This is a genomic window from Arsenicitalea aurantiaca (genome assembly GCF_003994485.1).
Taxonomy (GTDB): domain Bacteria; phylum Pseudomonadota; class Alphaproteobacteria; order Rhizobiales; family Devosiaceae; genus Arsenicitalea; species Arsenicitalea aurantiaca.
Genome location: NZ_RZNJ01000001.1, coordinates 381,305 through 396,692 on the forward strand (window position 1 = coordinate 381,305; position 15,388 = coordinate 396,692).

At 68.7% G+C, this 15,388-nt stretch carries 11 protein-coding genes; 7 read left to right on the forward strand and 4 right to left on the reverse strand.

Features of this window, described 5'->3' with window-relative positions:
- Positions 1–11: 11 nt before the first annotated feature.
- The gene (locus EMQ25_RS01910) at positions 12–1,511 is read right to left on the reverse strand and encodes an ABC transporter substrate-binding protein (RefSeq protein WP_127186862.1); all 1,500 of its coding nucleotides are present in this window, start codon (positions 1,509–1,511) and stop codon (positions 12–14) included.
- A 215-nt stretch (positions 1,512–1,726) separates the two neighbouring features.
- On the opposite strand from EMQ25_RS01910, the gene EMQ25_RS01915 reads away from it, so the two are divergent.
- From EMQ25_RS01915 to EMQ25_RS01940, 6 genes are read left to right on the forward strand one after another with little or no spacing between them, the layout of a single operon-like run.
- Positions 1,727–2,935, forward strand: coding sequence for an ROK family transcriptional regulator (locus tag EMQ25_RS01915; RefSeq protein WP_127186863.1), 1,209 nt, complete (start codon positions 1,727–1,729; stop codon positions 2,933–2,935).
- 8 nt (positions 2,936–2,943) lie between these two features.
- The gene (locus tag EMQ25_RS01920; protein ID WP_127186864.1) at positions 2,944–3,708 is read left to right on the forward strand and encodes a glucosamine-6-phosphate deaminase; all 765 of its coding nucleotides are present in this window, start codon (positions 2,944–2,946) and stop codon (positions 3,706–3,708) included.
- A gap of 10 nt (positions 3,709–3,718) precedes the next feature.
- A complete protein-coding gene (gene ggt / locus EMQ25_RS01925; protein WP_244606475.1) occupies positions 3,719–5,290 on the forward strand; it encodes a gamma-glutamyltransferase in 1,572 nt (523 codons plus the stop codon).
- A gap of 2 nt (positions 5,291–5,292) precedes the next feature.
- Positions 5,293–6,930, forward strand: a complete 1,638-nt coding sequence (locus EMQ25_RS01930) for an ABC transporter ATP-binding protein (protein ID WP_127186865.1) — start codon at positions 5,293–5,295, stop codon at positions 6,928–6,930.
- On the forward strand, positions 6,931–7,764 hold the full coding sequence (locus EMQ25_RS01935) for a sulfite exporter TauE/SafE family protein (protein WP_127186866.1): 834 nt from the start codon (positions 6,931–6,933) through the stop codon (positions 7,762–7,764). It abuts the gene before it with no gap.
- A gap of 26 nt (positions 7,765–7,790) precedes the next feature.
- Positions 7,791–9,050 carry a Gfo/Idh/MocA family protein gene (locus tag EMQ25_RS01940; RefSeq protein WP_127186867.1) on the forward strand — a complete coding sequence of 420 codons (1,260 nt, stop codon included), beginning with the start codon at positions 7,791–7,793 and terminating at the stop codon, positions 9,048–9,050.
- Here the strand turns inward: EMQ25_RS01940 and EMQ25_RS01945 are convergent, their stop codons facing one another.
- Positions 9,051–11,681, reverse strand: coding sequence for an AAA family ATPase (locus tag EMQ25_RS01945; protein ID WP_127186868.1), 2,631 nt, complete (start codon positions 11,679–11,681; stop codon positions 9,051–9,053).
- Positions 11,678–12,805, reverse strand: a complete 1,128-nt coding sequence (locus tag EMQ25_RS01950; protein WP_127186869.1) for a metallophosphoesterase family protein — start codon at positions 12,803–12,805, stop codon at positions 11,678–11,680. The genes EMQ25_RS01945 and EMQ25_RS01950 overlap by 4 nt, the downstream gene beginning before the upstream one ends.
- Positions 12,806–12,946: 141 nt before the next feature.
- On the opposite strand from EMQ25_RS01950, the gene EMQ25_RS01955 reads away from it, so the two are divergent.
- Positions 12,947–14,317, forward strand: a complete 1,371-nt coding sequence (locus EMQ25_RS01955; RefSeq protein ID WP_127186870.1) for an NAD(P)/FAD-dependent oxidoreductase — start codon at positions 12,947–12,949, stop codon at positions 14,315–14,317.
- Here EMQ25_RS01955 and EMQ25_RS01960 read toward each other — a convergent pair whose 3' ends face one another.
- Positions 14,318–15,349 carry an Ldh family oxidoreductase gene (locus tag EMQ25_RS01960; RefSeq protein WP_127186871.1) on the reverse strand — a complete coding sequence of 344 codons (1,032 nt, stop codon included), beginning with the start codon at positions 15,347–15,349 and terminating at the stop codon, positions 14,318–14,320.
- Positions 15,350–15,388 lie beyond the last annotated feature (39 nt).

Below are 15,388 nucleotides of genomic sequence, written 5' to 3' on the forward strand. Positions count from 1 at the left end.
GACGGGTCGGATTACTCGACGGGGCGGAGGCCCGTCACCCGGAGCAGGCCATCGGGGTAGATCTCGATCCCCTCGACATTGGCCTGGGCGCCATAGAACCAGGTCGGGTGGTAGAGCGGGATGGTCGGCCGATCGTTGAGGTAAATCCCTGCCGCCTCTTCATAAAGCGCCTTGCGGGCGTCGAGGTCGAGCTCGCTGCGGGCCGAGATCAGCACTTCGTCGAGCTCTGGGGAGGAATAGCCGTTGAGGTTCTGGCTGCCGCCCGTTCCGAAGAAGGTGTAGAGCGTCGGATCCGGATCGGCGCGGCCGCTCCAATTGCCGATATAGAGCTCGAAATTGCCCGCCAGATAGCGCTCGATTGCCGAGGAGGTCTCGAGCGGCAGCAGGTTGACGGTGAAGCCCGCCTCCTGCAGCAGCGACTGGATGATCTGGGCGACGCGGCCGTCGGTCAGCGAGTTCTCGTAGGTGATCTCGATGGTCGGGCTGGCGACGCCCGAGGCTTCGATCAGGGCGCGGGCGGCCTCGACGTCCCGCTCCGGGATCGGATGGCTCGCGCTGTGGAAGGCGCTCGAGGGCGGGATCATCTGGTTGGTGGGGATGAACTCGCCGTTGAAGGCCACCTGATTGATGACGTTGCGGTCGAGCGCCAGTTCCACCGCCTCGCGCAGTTCGGGGCTGTCCGCGAGGATGCCGCCGGCTTCGCCGACATTGATGAACAGGTGCGAAACCGCGAGGCCCGGGGCGGTGTGCAGCTCGAGCTGGGCGTTCGAGCGGACGGTCTCGAGGTCGGTCGGCGCGATGCGCTCGGCGACGTCGAGATCGCCGGCCTGCAGGCGCGAGAGGCGGACGGTGGAGTCCGGAATGATCTGGTATTCGATCCCTTCATAGCCGATTTCGTCGGCATTCCAGTAGCCGTCGAACTTTTCGAGGCGGATGAAGTCGCGGGCGCTGCGCTCGACGAACTGGTAGGGGCCCGAGCAGACCGGGGCGGCGCCGAACTCACCGCCTTCGGCGGCAGCGGTAGGCGAAACCATCATGCCGGCGCGGTCGGTCAGGACCGAGAGCAGCGGCGCAAAGGGTTGTTCGAGCTTGAAAATCACCGTCTGGGCATCGACCACTTCGACATCGACGATGGGGGAGAGCTCGGAGCGGCGACGGGAATCCTCGAGCGTCTGCATGCGCTCGATATTGGCCGCGACGGCCTCGGCATCGAAGGGCGTGCCGTCGTGGAAGGTGACGCCTTCGCGCAGGGTCAGTGTCAGTTCGGTGTTGGCGTCGTTCCAGCTCCACTCGGTGGCCAGCTGGGGGACAATTTCGAGATTTGCGTTGATATCCACGAGCTTATCGCAGAGGGCATCGAACACGATGCGTCCCGAATAGGTGCCGCCAACCGCCGGGTCCAGCGTGTCCGGGTCGTCCTGAAGCGCGACGCTCAGGGTCTGTGCGCTTGCCGATGTCATGGTCAGGGCAAGAACCCCTGCCAGCACCGCCATCCTCGTTCCAGCCGTCATATCGTTTCCCTCTCTAGCGGGGCGCACCATGCGCCGTGTGTCCACATGAGGGGAGCCAAGCACAAAGGTTTTCGATTGTAAAGTTGCCGAACCAATGAATCTCATCGGGCGTAAAACTTCACCGAAACGAGTACAAATTACAGCGTCCTGCGCTTGACCGGCGAGAAAATTTCGGGACATTTGTTCGACGAATTGACTAATAGGCCGTCGCTTTCATGATCGATCTCAGCTCGCTCGCCTCCACGCGCCAGATCACCCTTCGGACGGTGATGCGCATCCTGCTCGACAGGGGGGCGGTTTCGCGCGCCGAGCTGTCACGGATGACGGGGCTCTCCAAGCAAACCATGTCGGAGGTGTTCCGCGAGCTCGAGGATGGCGGCTGGGTGCAATTGGCCGGGCGGACGCAGGGGAGCGTCGGCCGGAGCGCGGCGACCTACGAGGTCTGCGCGGACCGGGCGCTGGTGTTCGGCGCCGATGTGGGCGGGACCAAGATCCATGCAGCCCTTGCGGACATGCACGGGATCGTCCTGACCGAGCTCATCGAGCCGACCGACCTCAGGGGCGGGGAGCATGTGGTGGGCCAGCTCGCGCGGATGAGCGGGGCGCTGGCGGATGCCATCGGGCTGCCGGCCGAACGGATCCTTGCGGGCACCGTCGGGATCCCCGGCGCCTATGATCCGCGCTCGCGGCAATTGTTCATGGTGCCCAACATCGAAGGGCTCGAGGGCACGCCGCTGGTCGACCGGCTCGAGGCGCTGGTCGGGTTCGACGTGCAGGTGGGCAATGACGTCAACATGGCCGCCAAGGGCGAGCAATGGCTGGGCGAGGGCAAGGACGTCGATAATTTCGTCTTCATCGCGGTGGGGACGGGGATCGGCATGGGGATCATCTCGGAGCGGCGGGTGCTGCGCGGGGCGCGCGGGGCGGCCGGCGAGATCTCGACCCTGCCGATCGGCTCGGACCCCTTTGACGGACGATCGCTGCGGGCCGGCGCGCTCGAGACGGCGATCGGCAGTGCAGGCATTCGCGGGCGCTATGAAGGGTCGGGCGGGGAGACGGGGCTCACCGTGAGGGAGATCTTCGATCGGATCGGGAGGGGCGACGCCATCGCCATCGCGACGCTCGACGAGGTGGCGCGCGCGCTCGCCCAGGCGATCCTCGCGGTCTCGGCGGTGATCGATCCCGAACGCGTGGTGCTGGGCGGCAGCATAGGGGCGCGGCCCGAACTGCTCGAACGGGTGCGGCATTTCCTCGACCGGTGCATGCCGAACGCGCCCCATTGCACGATCAGCGAACTGGGAAGCAAGGCGGGGCTCTACGGGACGCTGGCGACCAGTCTCGATGCGCTGCGCGAAAGCCTTTTCCAGACGCCCGGCTACGACATTCCGATGCCCGGCGCGAAGCCCCTGGAGCAGATCCCGTGAGCGTGCCGATGAACGAACCCTTCCGGGACGTCAGGGTCTGCGCTGATGCCGTGGCCGCCGAGGCGCTGGCGGCGGGGCTCGTCGCCGACCAGGTGGCGCGGCGGCCGCACAGCGTGCTCGGGCTTGCAACGGGGCGGACGATGATCGGGGTCTATGAGGCGCTGATCGAAAGGGCGCACGCCGAAGGGCTGAGCTTTGCTGAGGTGGAGAGCTTCAACCTCGACGAATATTGCGGGCTCGGCCCAGAAGACGCGGCGAGCTTTGCCCGCTACATGGAGCGGCACCTTTTTTCCCGACTCGATTTCGACAAGGCCCGCTGCCATTTGCCCGACGGGCTCGCCGCTGACGGAGCGCCGCGCTACGAGGCGCTGATCAGAAGGGCCGGCGGGATCGACCTGCAATTGCTCGGCATCGGGCGAAACGGACATATCGGGTTCAACGAGCCCGGCTCGGCACGGGGGAGCCGGACCCGCGTGGTCGAGCTTTCGGAGGAAACGCGGGAGGCGAACCGGCCCGATTTCCCAGCGGGACACGAGGTGCCCGGGACCGCGATCACCATGGGGGTCGCGACCATACTCGAGGCGCGCCGGATCGTGCTCGTCGCGACGGGCGCGGCCAAGGCCGAGGCGTTGGCCGGGGCGCTCGAAGGCGAAGTCGGGGAACACAATCCTGCATCCTTCCTGCAGGGGCATCGGCACGTTACCATTGTCTGCGACAGGGAGGCGGCCGCCGGTCTTGGCGCCGCCGCGCACAAGGAGACACACATTGGCTGAACGCGATTTCATGGTCCCGGGCAAATCGGTGGCACTCGCCCGGAACGGCATGGCCGCAACATCCCATCCGCTTGCGACGCTGGCCGCCATCGAGACGCTGAAGGCCGGAGGCAATGCCGTGGACGCGGCCATTGCAGCGGTGGCGCTGCAATGTGTCGTCGACCCGCACATGACCGGGCTCGGCGGGGACTGCTTTGCGCTCTATGCGCCCGCGGGCGGGAGCTTGGTTGCCTATAATGGTTCGGGCCGGGCGCCGAAGGGCGCCAGCCTCGAGACCTATCTCGAGCGCGGCTGGACGAGCATTCCGGACGGATCGGTGGATGCGGTGACGGTGCCGGGGGCGGTCGACACCTGGTGCCAACTCAGCGAAAGCCATGGCAGGATCGGCATCGAACGCATCCTGCAGCCGGCGATCGATGCGGCGGAAAACGGCTTCACCATCGCGCCGCGCGTCGCGCGGGACTGGGCGACCTATGCCGGGCGGATCGCGGCTTATCCGGTTTCCGCCGAGCATTACCTGCCCCAGGGCAAGGCGCCCTCCGCAGGCGACCGGCTCGTCCATCCGGCGCTCGCGCGCACGCTGAGAGCCGTGGCGAAATCGGGACGGAGCGGGTTCTATGAAGGCGAAACTGCCGAGGACATCGTTGCGACGCTGAAAGGCCATGGCGGCTTCCATACGCTCGAGGACCTCGCGAGCTTTTCGGCCGAGCGCACCGCGCCGATCTCGGGGGAATATCGCGGCCATACGCTCAACGAATGCCCGCCCAACGGCCAGGGGCTGGCGGCGCTGATCATCGCGCGGCTGCTCGACGGGTTCGACCTCTCCGAGGGTGCGCTCAGCGAAGCGGACCGGATCCATCTCTTGGCCGAGGCAACCAAGGCTGCCTATCGCCAGCGCGACGCGCTGATCGCCGATCCGGCCTTCATGACGGTGACGCCCGAAGAGGTGCTGGCCGAAGTCAACATCGCCAAGCTCCGCGCGGAGATCCGGATGGACCGGGCATCGGCACCCGAGAGCTGGGACATGCCGGTGCACAAGGACACGGTCTATGTGACGGTGGTCGATGGCGAGGGCAACGCCATGTCGCTCATCAACTCGCTCTTTTTCGCTTTCGGCAGCGGCATCTATGCGCCCAAAGCCGGCGTGCTGCTGCAGAACCGAGGCAATGGCTTCTCGCTGAAGCCGGGGCATCCGAATGCCTTCGCGCCGGGCAAGCGACCCTTCCACACCATCATCCCGGCAATCCTCAGCAAGGGCGGCCGCGCGGTCGCTTCGTTCGGGGTGATGGGCGGGCAATACCAGGCGACCGGGCACGCCCATTTCCTTTCGCAGGTGCTCGACCGGGGCCGCGACGTGCAGGCGGCATCCGACCAGCCGCGCAGCTTCTATACCGAGGGCAAGCTGACGCTCGAAACGACGATCCCCGAAGCGATCAAGGCCGATCTGAGCGCCCGCGGGCACGATACCGCCTGGGCCGACGAGCCGCTCGGCGGCTGCCAGGCGATCTGGATCGACCATGAGCGCGGCGTGCTCTGGGGCGCGTCGGACCACCGCAAGGACGGGATCGCACTGGGATATTGATGATGGAACACACCGCCCCCCGGCCCGTGGCCGTTTCGGTCGAACACCTGGCGCTACGGCTGCCCGAGGGGGCGGACCGCGACTATGCCCTCGCGGATCTGAGCTTCACCCTGCCCGAGGGCGAAATCCTCTGCATCGTGGGGGAGTCCGGCTCGGGCAAGTCGCTCTGTGCGCAGACGCTGATGGGGCTCCTGCCCAAGGCGATCCGCATCGAGCGGGGGGCGGCGCTGTTCGACGACGTCGATCTCATCGATACCGACAAGGCGACGCTCCGCAGCCTTCGCGGCCGGCGGATCGGCATGATCTTCCAGGAGCCGATGACTGCGCTCAACCCCTCGATGCGGATCGAGGACCAGATCATGGAGGTCTTCGAGGCCCATGACCTGCTGACCCCGGCCGAGCGGCGCGCGAAGGCGCTGGCGCTCGCCCAGGAGGTGAAGCTGCCCGACCCCGAGCGCACCATCAAGGCCTATCCGCACCAGCTTTCGGGCGGGCAGCGCCAGCGCGCGATGATCGCGATGGCGCTGGCGCTCGAGCCTGCGCTGCTGATCGCGGATGAGCCGACGACGGCGCTCGACGTGACGACGCAGGCGCAGATCCTCAGGCTGATGCGCGACATCCAGCGCCGGCGCGGCATGGCGGTCGTGTTCATCACCCATGATTTCGGCGTCGTCGCCGACATTGCCGACCGGGTGCTGGTGCTCGAAAAGGGCGTGGTGGTGGAGCAGGGGACGGCACGCGAAGTGCTCGACACTCCGCGCCATCCCTATACCAAGGCGCTGCTGGCCGCGGTGCCCTCGGGCACGCCGCCCGAGCGGAACGAGGTGGCCGATGCACCGGTTGCGCTTTCGGTTTCGGGGCTCACCAAATCCTACGTGACCAAGAAGAGCCTCTTTGGCGCCGGACGGACCGTGCACGCGGCGCGCGATGTGTCCTTCGAGATCAGGCGCGGGGAGACGCTCGGGCTCGTGGGGGAATCAGGCTCGGGCAAATCGACCGTGGCGCGGCTCGTGACGCGGATCATCGAGCCCGATGGCGGGCGGATCCTGCTCGACGGCGCCGATTTCGGGGCGATGCGCGGGGAGGACTTGCGCAACCAGCGCAGCCGCATCCAGATGGTGTTCCAGGATCCGTTCGCCTCGCTCAACCCGCGCCGCAAGATCGGCCTTTCCATCGCCGACGGGCCGATGGCACGCGGGATGAAGCGGGAGGCGGCGCTCCAAAAGGCGCGTGAGCTCCTGACGCTGGTCGGGCTCGATCCGCGCTCGGCCGAGCGCCTGCCGCACGAATTTTCGGGCGGGCAGCGCCAGCGCATCGGGATTGCGCGGGCGCTCGCGCTCGATCCGGACGTGCTGGTCGCCGACGAGGCGGTCTCCGCGCTCGACGTGACGGTGCAGGCGCAGGTGCTGAAGCTGCTCGAGACGCTGAAGGCGCGGCTCAACCTCGCCATGCTCTTCATCACGCACGACCTCAACGTCGCCGCGCAGGTCTGCGACCGGCTCGCGGTGATGCGCTCGGGCGAGATCGTCGAGATCGGGCCGACGCGGCAGATGTTCCTCGAGCCCCGGCACGAGTATACCCGCCAGCTGCTGGCGGCCATTCCCGGCGGCGCGCACAAGACCCTCCCACAGGACGCATAGATGAGCCAGGACCTCTTGATGGACTACGGCGTATGGACCGCCGCGATGGTGTTTGCCGGCCTGATGGGCGGGTTCGTCGCGGGGCTCCTGGGGGTCGGCGGCGGGATCGTGATCGTGCCGATCCTCTATTTCGTGCTGGGCGGCATGGGGGTGGACGACGACATCAGGATGAAGATCGCGGTCGCGACCTCGCTGACGACGATCGTCTTCACCTCGCTCTCCTCGGCGGGGAGCCATTACCGCAAGGGCGCGGTGGATTTCGACCTGCTCAAATCCTGGGGCGTGCCGATCTTCATTGGGGTCGTTGTCGGCACCGCGATCGGCGGGGCGGTGAGCGGGCTCGTCCTGACGCTGGTGTTTGCGGTGGTGGCGCTGCTGGTGGCGCTCAACATGGTGCTGCGCGCCCAGAGCGCGCCGCTGCGCGACGGGTTTCCCAACCGGATCGTCAAGGCGATCGCGGGGTTCTTCGTCGGTTCGGTCTCGGCGATGATGGGGATCGGGGGCGGGACGCTGAGCGTACCGATCCTCACCGCGTTCGGCTACGACATCCGGCGGGCGGTTGGGACGGCGGCGGCGATCGGGTTCATCATCGCCATTCCCGGCACGATCGGCTACGCGATCGCGGGCTGGGGGGAGGCGGACCTGCCGGCGGGGTCGCTGGGCTATGTGAACCTCCTGGCGCTCGTCGCGCTCGCTCCGCTCACCATGCTGGTCGCGCCGCTGGGCGCGCGGGTGGCGCACAATCTGCAGCGCCGCACGCTGAGCTATGCGTTCGCGGCGTTCCTGTTCGTCACATCGGTCCGCATGTTCATCGACATCTGGCAGGGGCTCTGAGCCCCGTTTAGAGGAGGATTTCGCCAATGACAGCAAGAACGACTGCCGCCGAAGAGCGCCGCCCGCTGAGGATCGGGTTCATCGGCTCGGGGTTCATCGCCCATTTTCATCTGAAATCGCTGACCGGCGTGCGCAATGTCGAGGTGGTGGGGGTCTATAGCCCGACGCCCGAGAAGCGCGCGGCGTTCGCCGCTTCGGTCGCCGAACTCGATCTGGGCGAGTGCACGGCCCATGAGAGCCTCGAGGCGCTGCTTGCGGACGACCGGCTCGATGCGGTCTGGATCCTCTCGCCCAACCATACCCGGCTTGAGACGATGGAGATGATCGCGGCCCAGGTGAAGGCGGGCCGTTCCGGGATCACGGCGGTCGCCTGCGAGAAGCCGCTGGCGCGTACGGTGGCGGAGGCGCGGCGCATGCTCGCGCTCGTGGAGGAGGCGGGGCTCAACCACGGCTATCTCGAAAACCAGCTCTTTTCGACCGCGGTGGTGCGCGGCAAGGAGATCATCTGGCGCCGGGCGGTGCCCAATTCGGGGCGGCCTTATCTGGCGCGTGCGGCCGAGGAGCATTCGGGCCCGCACGAGCCCTGGTTCTGGCGGGGCGACATGCAGGGCGGGGGCGTGCTGCTCGACATGATGTGCCATTCGGTCGAGGTGGGGCGGTTCATGCTGACCCGGCCGGGGGCGGCGCGCGATACGCTGCGGTTCAAGAGCGCGTCTGCGACGGTGGCGACGCTCAAATGGGCGCAGCCGAAATATGCGGCCGACCTCAAGGCGCGGATGGGTGGGGGCGTCGACTACACCAAGCGCCCGGCCGAGGATTTCGCGCGCGGGCTCCTCACTTTCGTCGATGAGGACGGGCAGGAGGTGATCGTCGAGGCGACGACTTCCTGGGCGTATGTAGGGCCGGGGCTCCGGATCGTGATCGAGCTGCTCGGGCCCGAATACGCGCTCGAATTCTCGACGCTCAACACCGGGCTCAAGGTGTTCATGTCGCGCGAGGTGACGGGCGACCAGGGCGAGGATCTCGTCGAAAAGCAGAATGCCGAGCAGGGGCTGATGCCCGTGCTCGAGGACGAGGCGGGGGTCTATGGCTATACTGACGCCAACCGGCACATGATCGAGTGCTTCCGCGCGGGCCGGACGCCGATGGAAACGTTTGCGGACGGCGTCGCGGTGATCGAGATGCTGATGGCGCTCTACAAGTCGGCCGAAGAGGGGCGGGTGATCGAGATGGCGGACACCGACCTCACCGATTATCGGCCGGCGGTGTCGAGGCCGCAGGACTGATCAGCGCTCGGGCGGCGTCCAGGGCGAAAACCCGAGGACGTTGCCCCCGAGCCGCGAAAAGGCGCGCTGGCGGCACGAGAAGACGAGGATCTGCTGGTCGCGGGCCTCCCGGTGGAGCGCATCGAACATGCGCTCGATCCGGTCGTCGTCCGAATAGACGAGCGCATCGTCGAGGATGACGGGGGCCTGGCGCCCGTCATTGGCGAGGAGGCGGGCGAAGGCGAGGCGGGTCAGAACCGAAAGCTGCTCGCGCATGCCCCCGCTGAGGCGGTCGACATCCTCCTCCTGCCCGTTGCGGCGCACGCGCTGCGGCAGGAGATTGTCCTCGTCGAACTCCACCACGATGTCATCGAAGAGGAGCCCGATCAGCGGGCGAAGCTCGGTGATGACCGGGCGGAGATAAAGATCGCGCGCCGCCGAGCGGGCGCTCGAAAGGGCGGAGCGGAGTTTTGCGAGCGTCGCGATCTCGGCCGAAAGCCGGGCGATGCGGGCTTCGGCCGCCTGCAGCGCCTCGGCGGTTTCGGCAAGGGCCTCCTCGATCGCCTCGTCGGCGCGGGCGCGGATCTGGCCGTTGAGCTCGGCAAGGGTGATCGACAGGCGCGAGGCTTCGGTGCGGGCGGCCTCGTCGATCGAACGGACGCGGCGCAGCCGCGCCTCGGCGGCGGCGAGGTCGTGCCCGGCCGCGCGGAGGGGGGCGATTGCGGCTTCGGCGGTCGCGAGGGCTTCGGCCGCGCTCCGCGCTGCGGCGTCGAGAGCGACATGGCGCGCCGCACGCTCGGGCTCCGGGCCGAGCCGGGAGATAAGCGAGAGGGTTTCGGTCTCAATCCGCACGGCGTCGGTTTCGAGGGTCGCGAGTTCCTCGGCGGCGCGCTGCAGGGCGGGGCCGGCCTCGTGATAGCGGGCGCGGGTCGCCTGTACCTTGAGGCCAGCGTCTTCGAGCGCGGCGCGGATGGCGGAGGGATCGAATTTCAGTTCGGGCGCCTCCCCGAGCGTCGCCTCGAGACGCGCGCATTGGGCGCGCAGGGCATCGAGCCCCTCGGGCGCCGCCTGGGCGAGGGCCTGCCGGGCAAGGGCGAGATCGCCTGCGAGGCGCGCGGCTTCGGCCATGCGGGTGCGCGCGGCGGCGAGACTTTCGACCCCGAGCGCGGCGAGAACATCGCGGTGGCGCGCTTCGGCCCGGGCGAGCTTTTCTCCGGCGCCGGGGGTCTCGGGGGTGCGAAGCGTCAGCCGGCCGATGCCGGGCAGGTCGACCCCGAGCGTGCCCGAGACGGGATGGTCCTGCGCCCCGGCCAGGGGGGCATCGGCGAGCATGAGGGGCGCGGCGCCCGGCGCATAATCGATGCGAAGCGTGGGGAGGGTGGCGGCGCGCGCGGCGCGGAGGCCGACGAGGTCGATTTCGAGGGCTTCGAGTTCGACAACGGATTTCTCGGAAAGGACGCGCGCGGCGTGGAGCGCTGCAAGCCTTTCGATCCCCTCGCGGGCGGTTTCGGCGCGGGCGAGGTGCTCGCGGAGGGTGGCGAGCCGGTCGGCGGCCTCCCGCGCGGCTGCCGCGGCCTCGGCCCCCGCCATCATGACGCGCGCTTCGGTTTCGCGTGCTTCGGCGGCGGTCATGGCCTCGCGGGCGGCGTCCAGCGTCTGGCGCGCGGCGTCGCGGCGGCTGGCGCATTCGGCGCGGCGGGCAGTGAGGGCGGCTGCGGACTGTGCGAGCGCTTCGGCCCGCGCGAGCGCTTCGGCGAAGGCGCGGCGCTCGGCTTCGGCGGCGCGGTGACGGTCGGCGGCGAGGGCGAGGCCTGCCTCGGCCGCGCGGAGCGCATCGCCATGGGCGCGGGCCGCTTCGAAGGCGGTTTCGGCCTCGGCGATGTCGGCGCGGCGTGTCGCGGCATCTTCGGGATTATCGATTTCGGCGAGGCGGGCCTGGGCGGTGCGGCGGCGCTCGAGCGCGGCATGAAGCATTTCGACATCGGCGGCAAGCGCGTCGCGGCGGATGAGGAGGCCATCGCGCGCGGCGAGCGCGGCGGCATAGGGACCACCGGTCTTGGGACGCATCGTAGCGGTGACGAGGGTGTCGAGTTCGGCTTCGCAGGCGGCGAGGATTTCGGCCATGCGCCGGCCACCGGTCAAGGCCTCGACCTCGCCCTGGACGGAGCTGAGAAGCGTTTCGCGCACGCGCCGTTCGTCGCGCTCCTCGCTCGGGCTCCGGCGCTCGAGCCCGGTGAGGCCCTGGCGCACCCAGAGGAGGCCCGCGGGGCCGGCCGGCCCGCCACGGGTCAACTCGGCGATGAAGGCCTCGGCCTCGTCGGCCTGCGCGACGAGGCGCCCCGAGCCCAGATCGGTGACGCTGGCCCGGCGGCCGCGATAGAATTGCTTGGTGAGCCTGAAGCGCCCGTTGCCGGTCTCGATATCAACCTCGACCAGCGGATTGCCACCGGCATAGGGGCGCAGCAGCTGCACCGCGCCGGGCGTGCCGGTATGGGCCTGGAAGAAGAGCGCATGGAGCGCTTCAAAGCAGGTGGACTTGCCATGCTCATTGGCGGCGGTGAGGACGTTGACGCCGCTCGAGATGTTTTCGATGGCGACGCCCCGTCCGGCGAAGCGTTTGACGTCGTGGAGGCGGAGGGCGGTGAGCTTCATGCGCCGGCCCTTTCGGCAAGGGTGAAGAGCCGAACGAGGGCGGCGCGGGAAGTTTCGCGCTCGGCAAGCGAAAGGAGCGGATCCTCGCTTTCGGCAAGGAGCGTCTGCGCGGCTTCGCGCAGTGCGCCCGCACGGTCGATCCGATCGAGATCGCCGGGCTCGCAGGCAATCGAGAGCCCGGTTTCGTCGGTTTCAAAGAGGGCGAATTCGGGCGCGACGACGTCGAGCGCTGCAACAAGCCCGTTGCGCTGGCCGAGCGAGAGATGGCCCGAAAGGACGAGCCGGACGAGGGCGGTGCGCCGGAAGGCGGGCTGGGGCAGGCGCGAAAGGAGCGCGTCGGGGTCGCTGCCTTCGAGAAGCGGATCGAACCCGATGCTGGTCCAGCTGAACTGGGCGGTCGGGACGGCGGTGATCTCGGGTGGCGCCCCGGGGCCTTCGATCGTAACGAGGAGGGCGGTGCCGGGCGCATCGTGCTTGAAGCGGTCTGGTTCGGGCGTGCCGGGATAGCGGGTGCGCAGATCGAGCGCCATGGGGCCATGCCAATCCCCGAGCGCCAGATAATCGAGTCCGGCGCGGCGGGCGCGATCGGGCGCGATGACGGAGGCGGCAGTGCCGCTTTCGGAGAAATCGAGGACGGGGCCGTGCGCGAGCCCGATGCGGAGGGCCCCGTCGGGCGTTTCCGCGCCATCCATCCATTCGGTGAGGTCGCGGCCGGGGCGCCGCGTGGTGCCGGGGGCGGGCAGGAGGGTGACGCCGGGGGCAAGCGTGAAGGGGTGGGGGCTGGTCGCCAGATGCAGGTTCGGCGGGGCCGCCTCGCCGATGCGGCGCCAGAGCTCCTCGGCCTGCAGCGAATCATGATTGCCCGGCAGGATGATCCAGCGGATGTCGGCCTCCTGCCCGATGGCGGCGAGGGCCTGGCGGAGGATGGCGGGCGAGGGGGTTTCGGTATCGAAGCTGTCGCCGGCAAGCAGTATCGTGCCGGCCCCGCCGCTGCGGGCGCGTTCGGCGAGCCGGGCGATCAGCCCGTGGCGGGCTTCGCGCAGGCGCCCGCGCAGATCCTCGGGCAGATTGCCGAAGGGCTTGCCGATATGCAGATCGGCGCTATGGAGAAAGCGGAAGGCCATGGCTCCTGTTTGAACCCGCACGCGCCGATCCGCAAGCGCAGATGGCGCGATGGAGGAGGATGCGGGGGGCGGCAGGGTGCAACGGCTCGCGCGCATCTTCGTTGGCACTGCTGAAACCGGAGCCGAGCAAGGATTTTCCCGATGAGCGAGACGATCGACCCCGCCCGCCCCGCCGACCCTGCCCCGCTGCCCGACGCAGCGGTGCCGGAAGCCAAGGGGACCGCGCCCAAGCGCAAGCGCGTCGTGATCGTGGGGGCCGGGTTTGGCGGGATTTCGGCGGCGCGGGTCCTCGAGAAATCGGACCTCGAGGTGATCGTGGTCGACCGGACCAATCATCACCTCTTCCAGCCGCTGCTCTACCAGGTGGCGACCGCGATGCTCGCCCCGACCGACATCGCCCAGCCGATCCGCTCGGTGCTCGATTGCACCCATCACGCCAATCTCTCGGTGCTGCTCGACAGCGTCGAGGCGGTGGACAAGACCTCGAAGGCCGTGGTGCTGGGGAGCGGGATGCGGCTCGCCTATGACTATCTCGTGCTCGCGCCGGGCTCGCGCTACAATTATTTCGGCAATGACGCGGAATGGGCGCCGCATGCGCCGGGGCTCAAGACGATGGACGACGCCATCATGCTGCGGCGCCGGATCCTCATGGCGTTCGAACGGGCCGAGCTCAGCCGTGACCCCGAGGAGCGGAGGCGGCTCCTGACCTTCGTCGTCATCGGCGGCGGGCCGACGGGCGTCGAGATGGCGGGCGCGATGGCCGAGCTCGCCAAGGCGACGCTGGCGCGGGATTTCCGGCATATCGACCCCAAATCGACGCGGATCGTGCTCGTCGAGGCGGTGGACGAACTTCTCGGACAGTTCACCGACCGCCAGAGTGCTTACACCAAGGAGACGCTCGAAAAGATGGGCGTCGAGGTGATGCTGAACGCCCCGGTGAAGGGGGTGGAGAGCCATCGCGTGATGGCAGGAGAGACGGCGATCGAGGCCGAGACGATCATCTGGTGCGCGGGCGTCAGCGCCTCTCCGCTCGTCGGGCAGATCGGGGCCGAGACCGCCAAGGGCGGGCAGGTGAAGGTCAGCCGCGATTTTTCGGTGCCGGGGAGCCCCGAGATCTTCGTGATCGGGGATGCGGCGGCCTATGAGGAGGACGGGCGTCCGCTGCCGGCGCTGGCGCCGGTCGCCAAGCAGCAGGGCAAGCATGTGGGCCGGCTGATCGCCGCGCGCGAGGGGCAGGGGCGCGATCCGGGGCAGTTCCACTATCGCGACTGGGGCACGATGGCGACGATCGGCCGGGCGGCGGCGGTCGGGAAGTTCGGCAAGGTGACGGTGAAGGGGTTTCCCGCCTGGCTCCTCTGGGGTGGGGTGCACGTCGCCTATCTCGTGGGCTTCCGCAACCGGATCATGGTGATCGTCAACTGGCTCTGGGCGTGGCTGACCTATGCCAAGGGTGCCCGGCTGATCACGGGTGCCGACCGGGAGGCGCCGGAGCGCCTGCCGACAAAGGGCTGATCAGGCAAAGCCGAGGAAGCGGGCGGTATCCGGATCGATCGGGATGCCCTCGCGCTCGCGGCGGGCGAGGGTTTCCCATTCCCGGTCGCCCGGGGCCATGACGCGGCCGCCTTCGCGCGCAGGGGCGCCCCGCAGCGCATCGAGATAGCGCAGGATGCCGCTTTCGTAGACGGCGCGGCCGGCGAAATGATCGGGCGAAAGGGCGAGGACGAAATGGCCCATATTGCGCGGGGTCTTGTCGTCGGGCGTGCCGTACATGGGAATGAAATCGGGATCGAGCGTCGTGCCGGTGAGGACCGCCGAGAGGAGGGTGGCGACCCCGGCGAGGCCCGCGCCCTTGTAGCCATAGCCCGTGCCCCCGAGGGGCAGCACCATGTCGACGGCGTCCGCATCGGTTGCGGGATGGCCATTGGCGTCAGCGGCGACGCCCTCGGGGAGGGGTTTTTGCAGCGAACGGTGGAGGAGCACCCGGTTCATCGGGATCGAGGAGGTGGCCATGTCAAAGAGCCAGGGCTTCTGGCCCGGGACCGGCGCGGCAAAGGCAAGGGGGTTGGTGCCGTGGAAGCGCGCGGCGCCCTCAAAGAGCGCCACCATGGAATCGGTATTGGTGGTCGCAAAGCCGATATAGCCGGCCTCGGCGCCCGCAAGGGCATAGGCGCCGGCGGCCCCCAGATGTGAGGAGCGGCGCACGCCGACCGCGCCGACGCCGCTTTCGGCGGCCAGCTCGCAGGCAAGCGCCATGGCGCGGTAGCCGGCCAGATGCCCGAGCGCATCATCGGCATCGAGGATGGCGCTGGCGGCGGTGCGGTTGAGGATTTTCGGGACGGGGCGGGGATTGATCCGGCCGCCTTTCATCATGGCGCAGTAATGGCCGGTGAGGCGGACGCCATGGCTGTCGATGCCCAGGAGCGAAGCATGCATCATGGCGCGGGTGGCGGTCGAGACGGATTCGGCATCGGCGCCGGCGGCAGCCAGAGCGTTCGAGACAGCCTGCTGCAGCGCGGCGGCGGCCACGATCGTCGTTTCGTTCATCGAAATCTTCCTTCTTGGGGGCGTGGGACCCGCCGGCGC

Bases quoted from the DNA above. Each gene is read 5' to 3' on its own strand.
- EMQ25_RS01920 (WP_127186864.1), top strand. From the start codon at position 2,944: ATGAACGAACCCTTCCGGGACGTCAGGGTCTGCGCTGATGCCGTGGCC.
- EMQ25_RS01950 (WP_127186869.1), bottom strand. From the start codon at position 12,805: ATGGCCTTCCGCTTTCTCCATAGCGCCGATCTGCATATCGGCAAGCCC.
- EMQ25_RS01935 (WP_127186866.1), top strand. From the start codon at position 6,931: ATGAGCCAGGACCTCTTGATGGACTACGGCGTATGGACCGCCGCGATG.
- EMQ25_RS01940 (WP_127186867.1), top strand. From the start codon at position 7,791: ATGACAGCAAGAACGACTGCCGCCGAAGAGCGCCGCCCGCTGAGGATC.
- EMQ25_RS01955 (WP_127186870.1), top strand. From the start codon at position 12,947: ATGAGCGAGACGATCGACCCCGCCCGCCCCGCCGACCCTGCCCCGCTG.
- EMQ25_RS01960 (WP_127186871.1), bottom strand. From the start codon at position 15,349: ATGAACGAAACGACGATCGTGGCCGCCGCCGCGCTGCAGCAGGCTGTC.
- EMQ25_RS01945 (WP_127186868.1), bottom strand. From the start codon at position 11,681: ATGAAGCTCACCGCCCTCCGCCTCCACGACGTCAAACGCTTCGCCGGA.
- EMQ25_RS01915 (WP_127186863.1), top strand. From the start codon at position 1,727: ATGATCGATCTCAGCTCGCTCGCCTCCACGCGCCAGATCACCCTTCGG.
- EMQ25_RS01910 (WP_127186862.1), bottom strand. From the start codon at position 1,511: ATGACGGCTGGAACGAGGATGGCGGTGCTGGCAGGGGTTCTTGCCCTG.
- ggt (WP_244606475.1), top strand. From the start codon at position 3,719: ATGGTCCCGGGCAAATCGGTGGCACTCGCCCGGAACGGCATGGCCGCA.
- EMQ25_RS01930 (WP_127186865.1), top strand. From the start codon at position 5,293: ATGGAACACACCGCCCCCCGGCCCGTGGCCGTTTCGGTCGAACACCTG.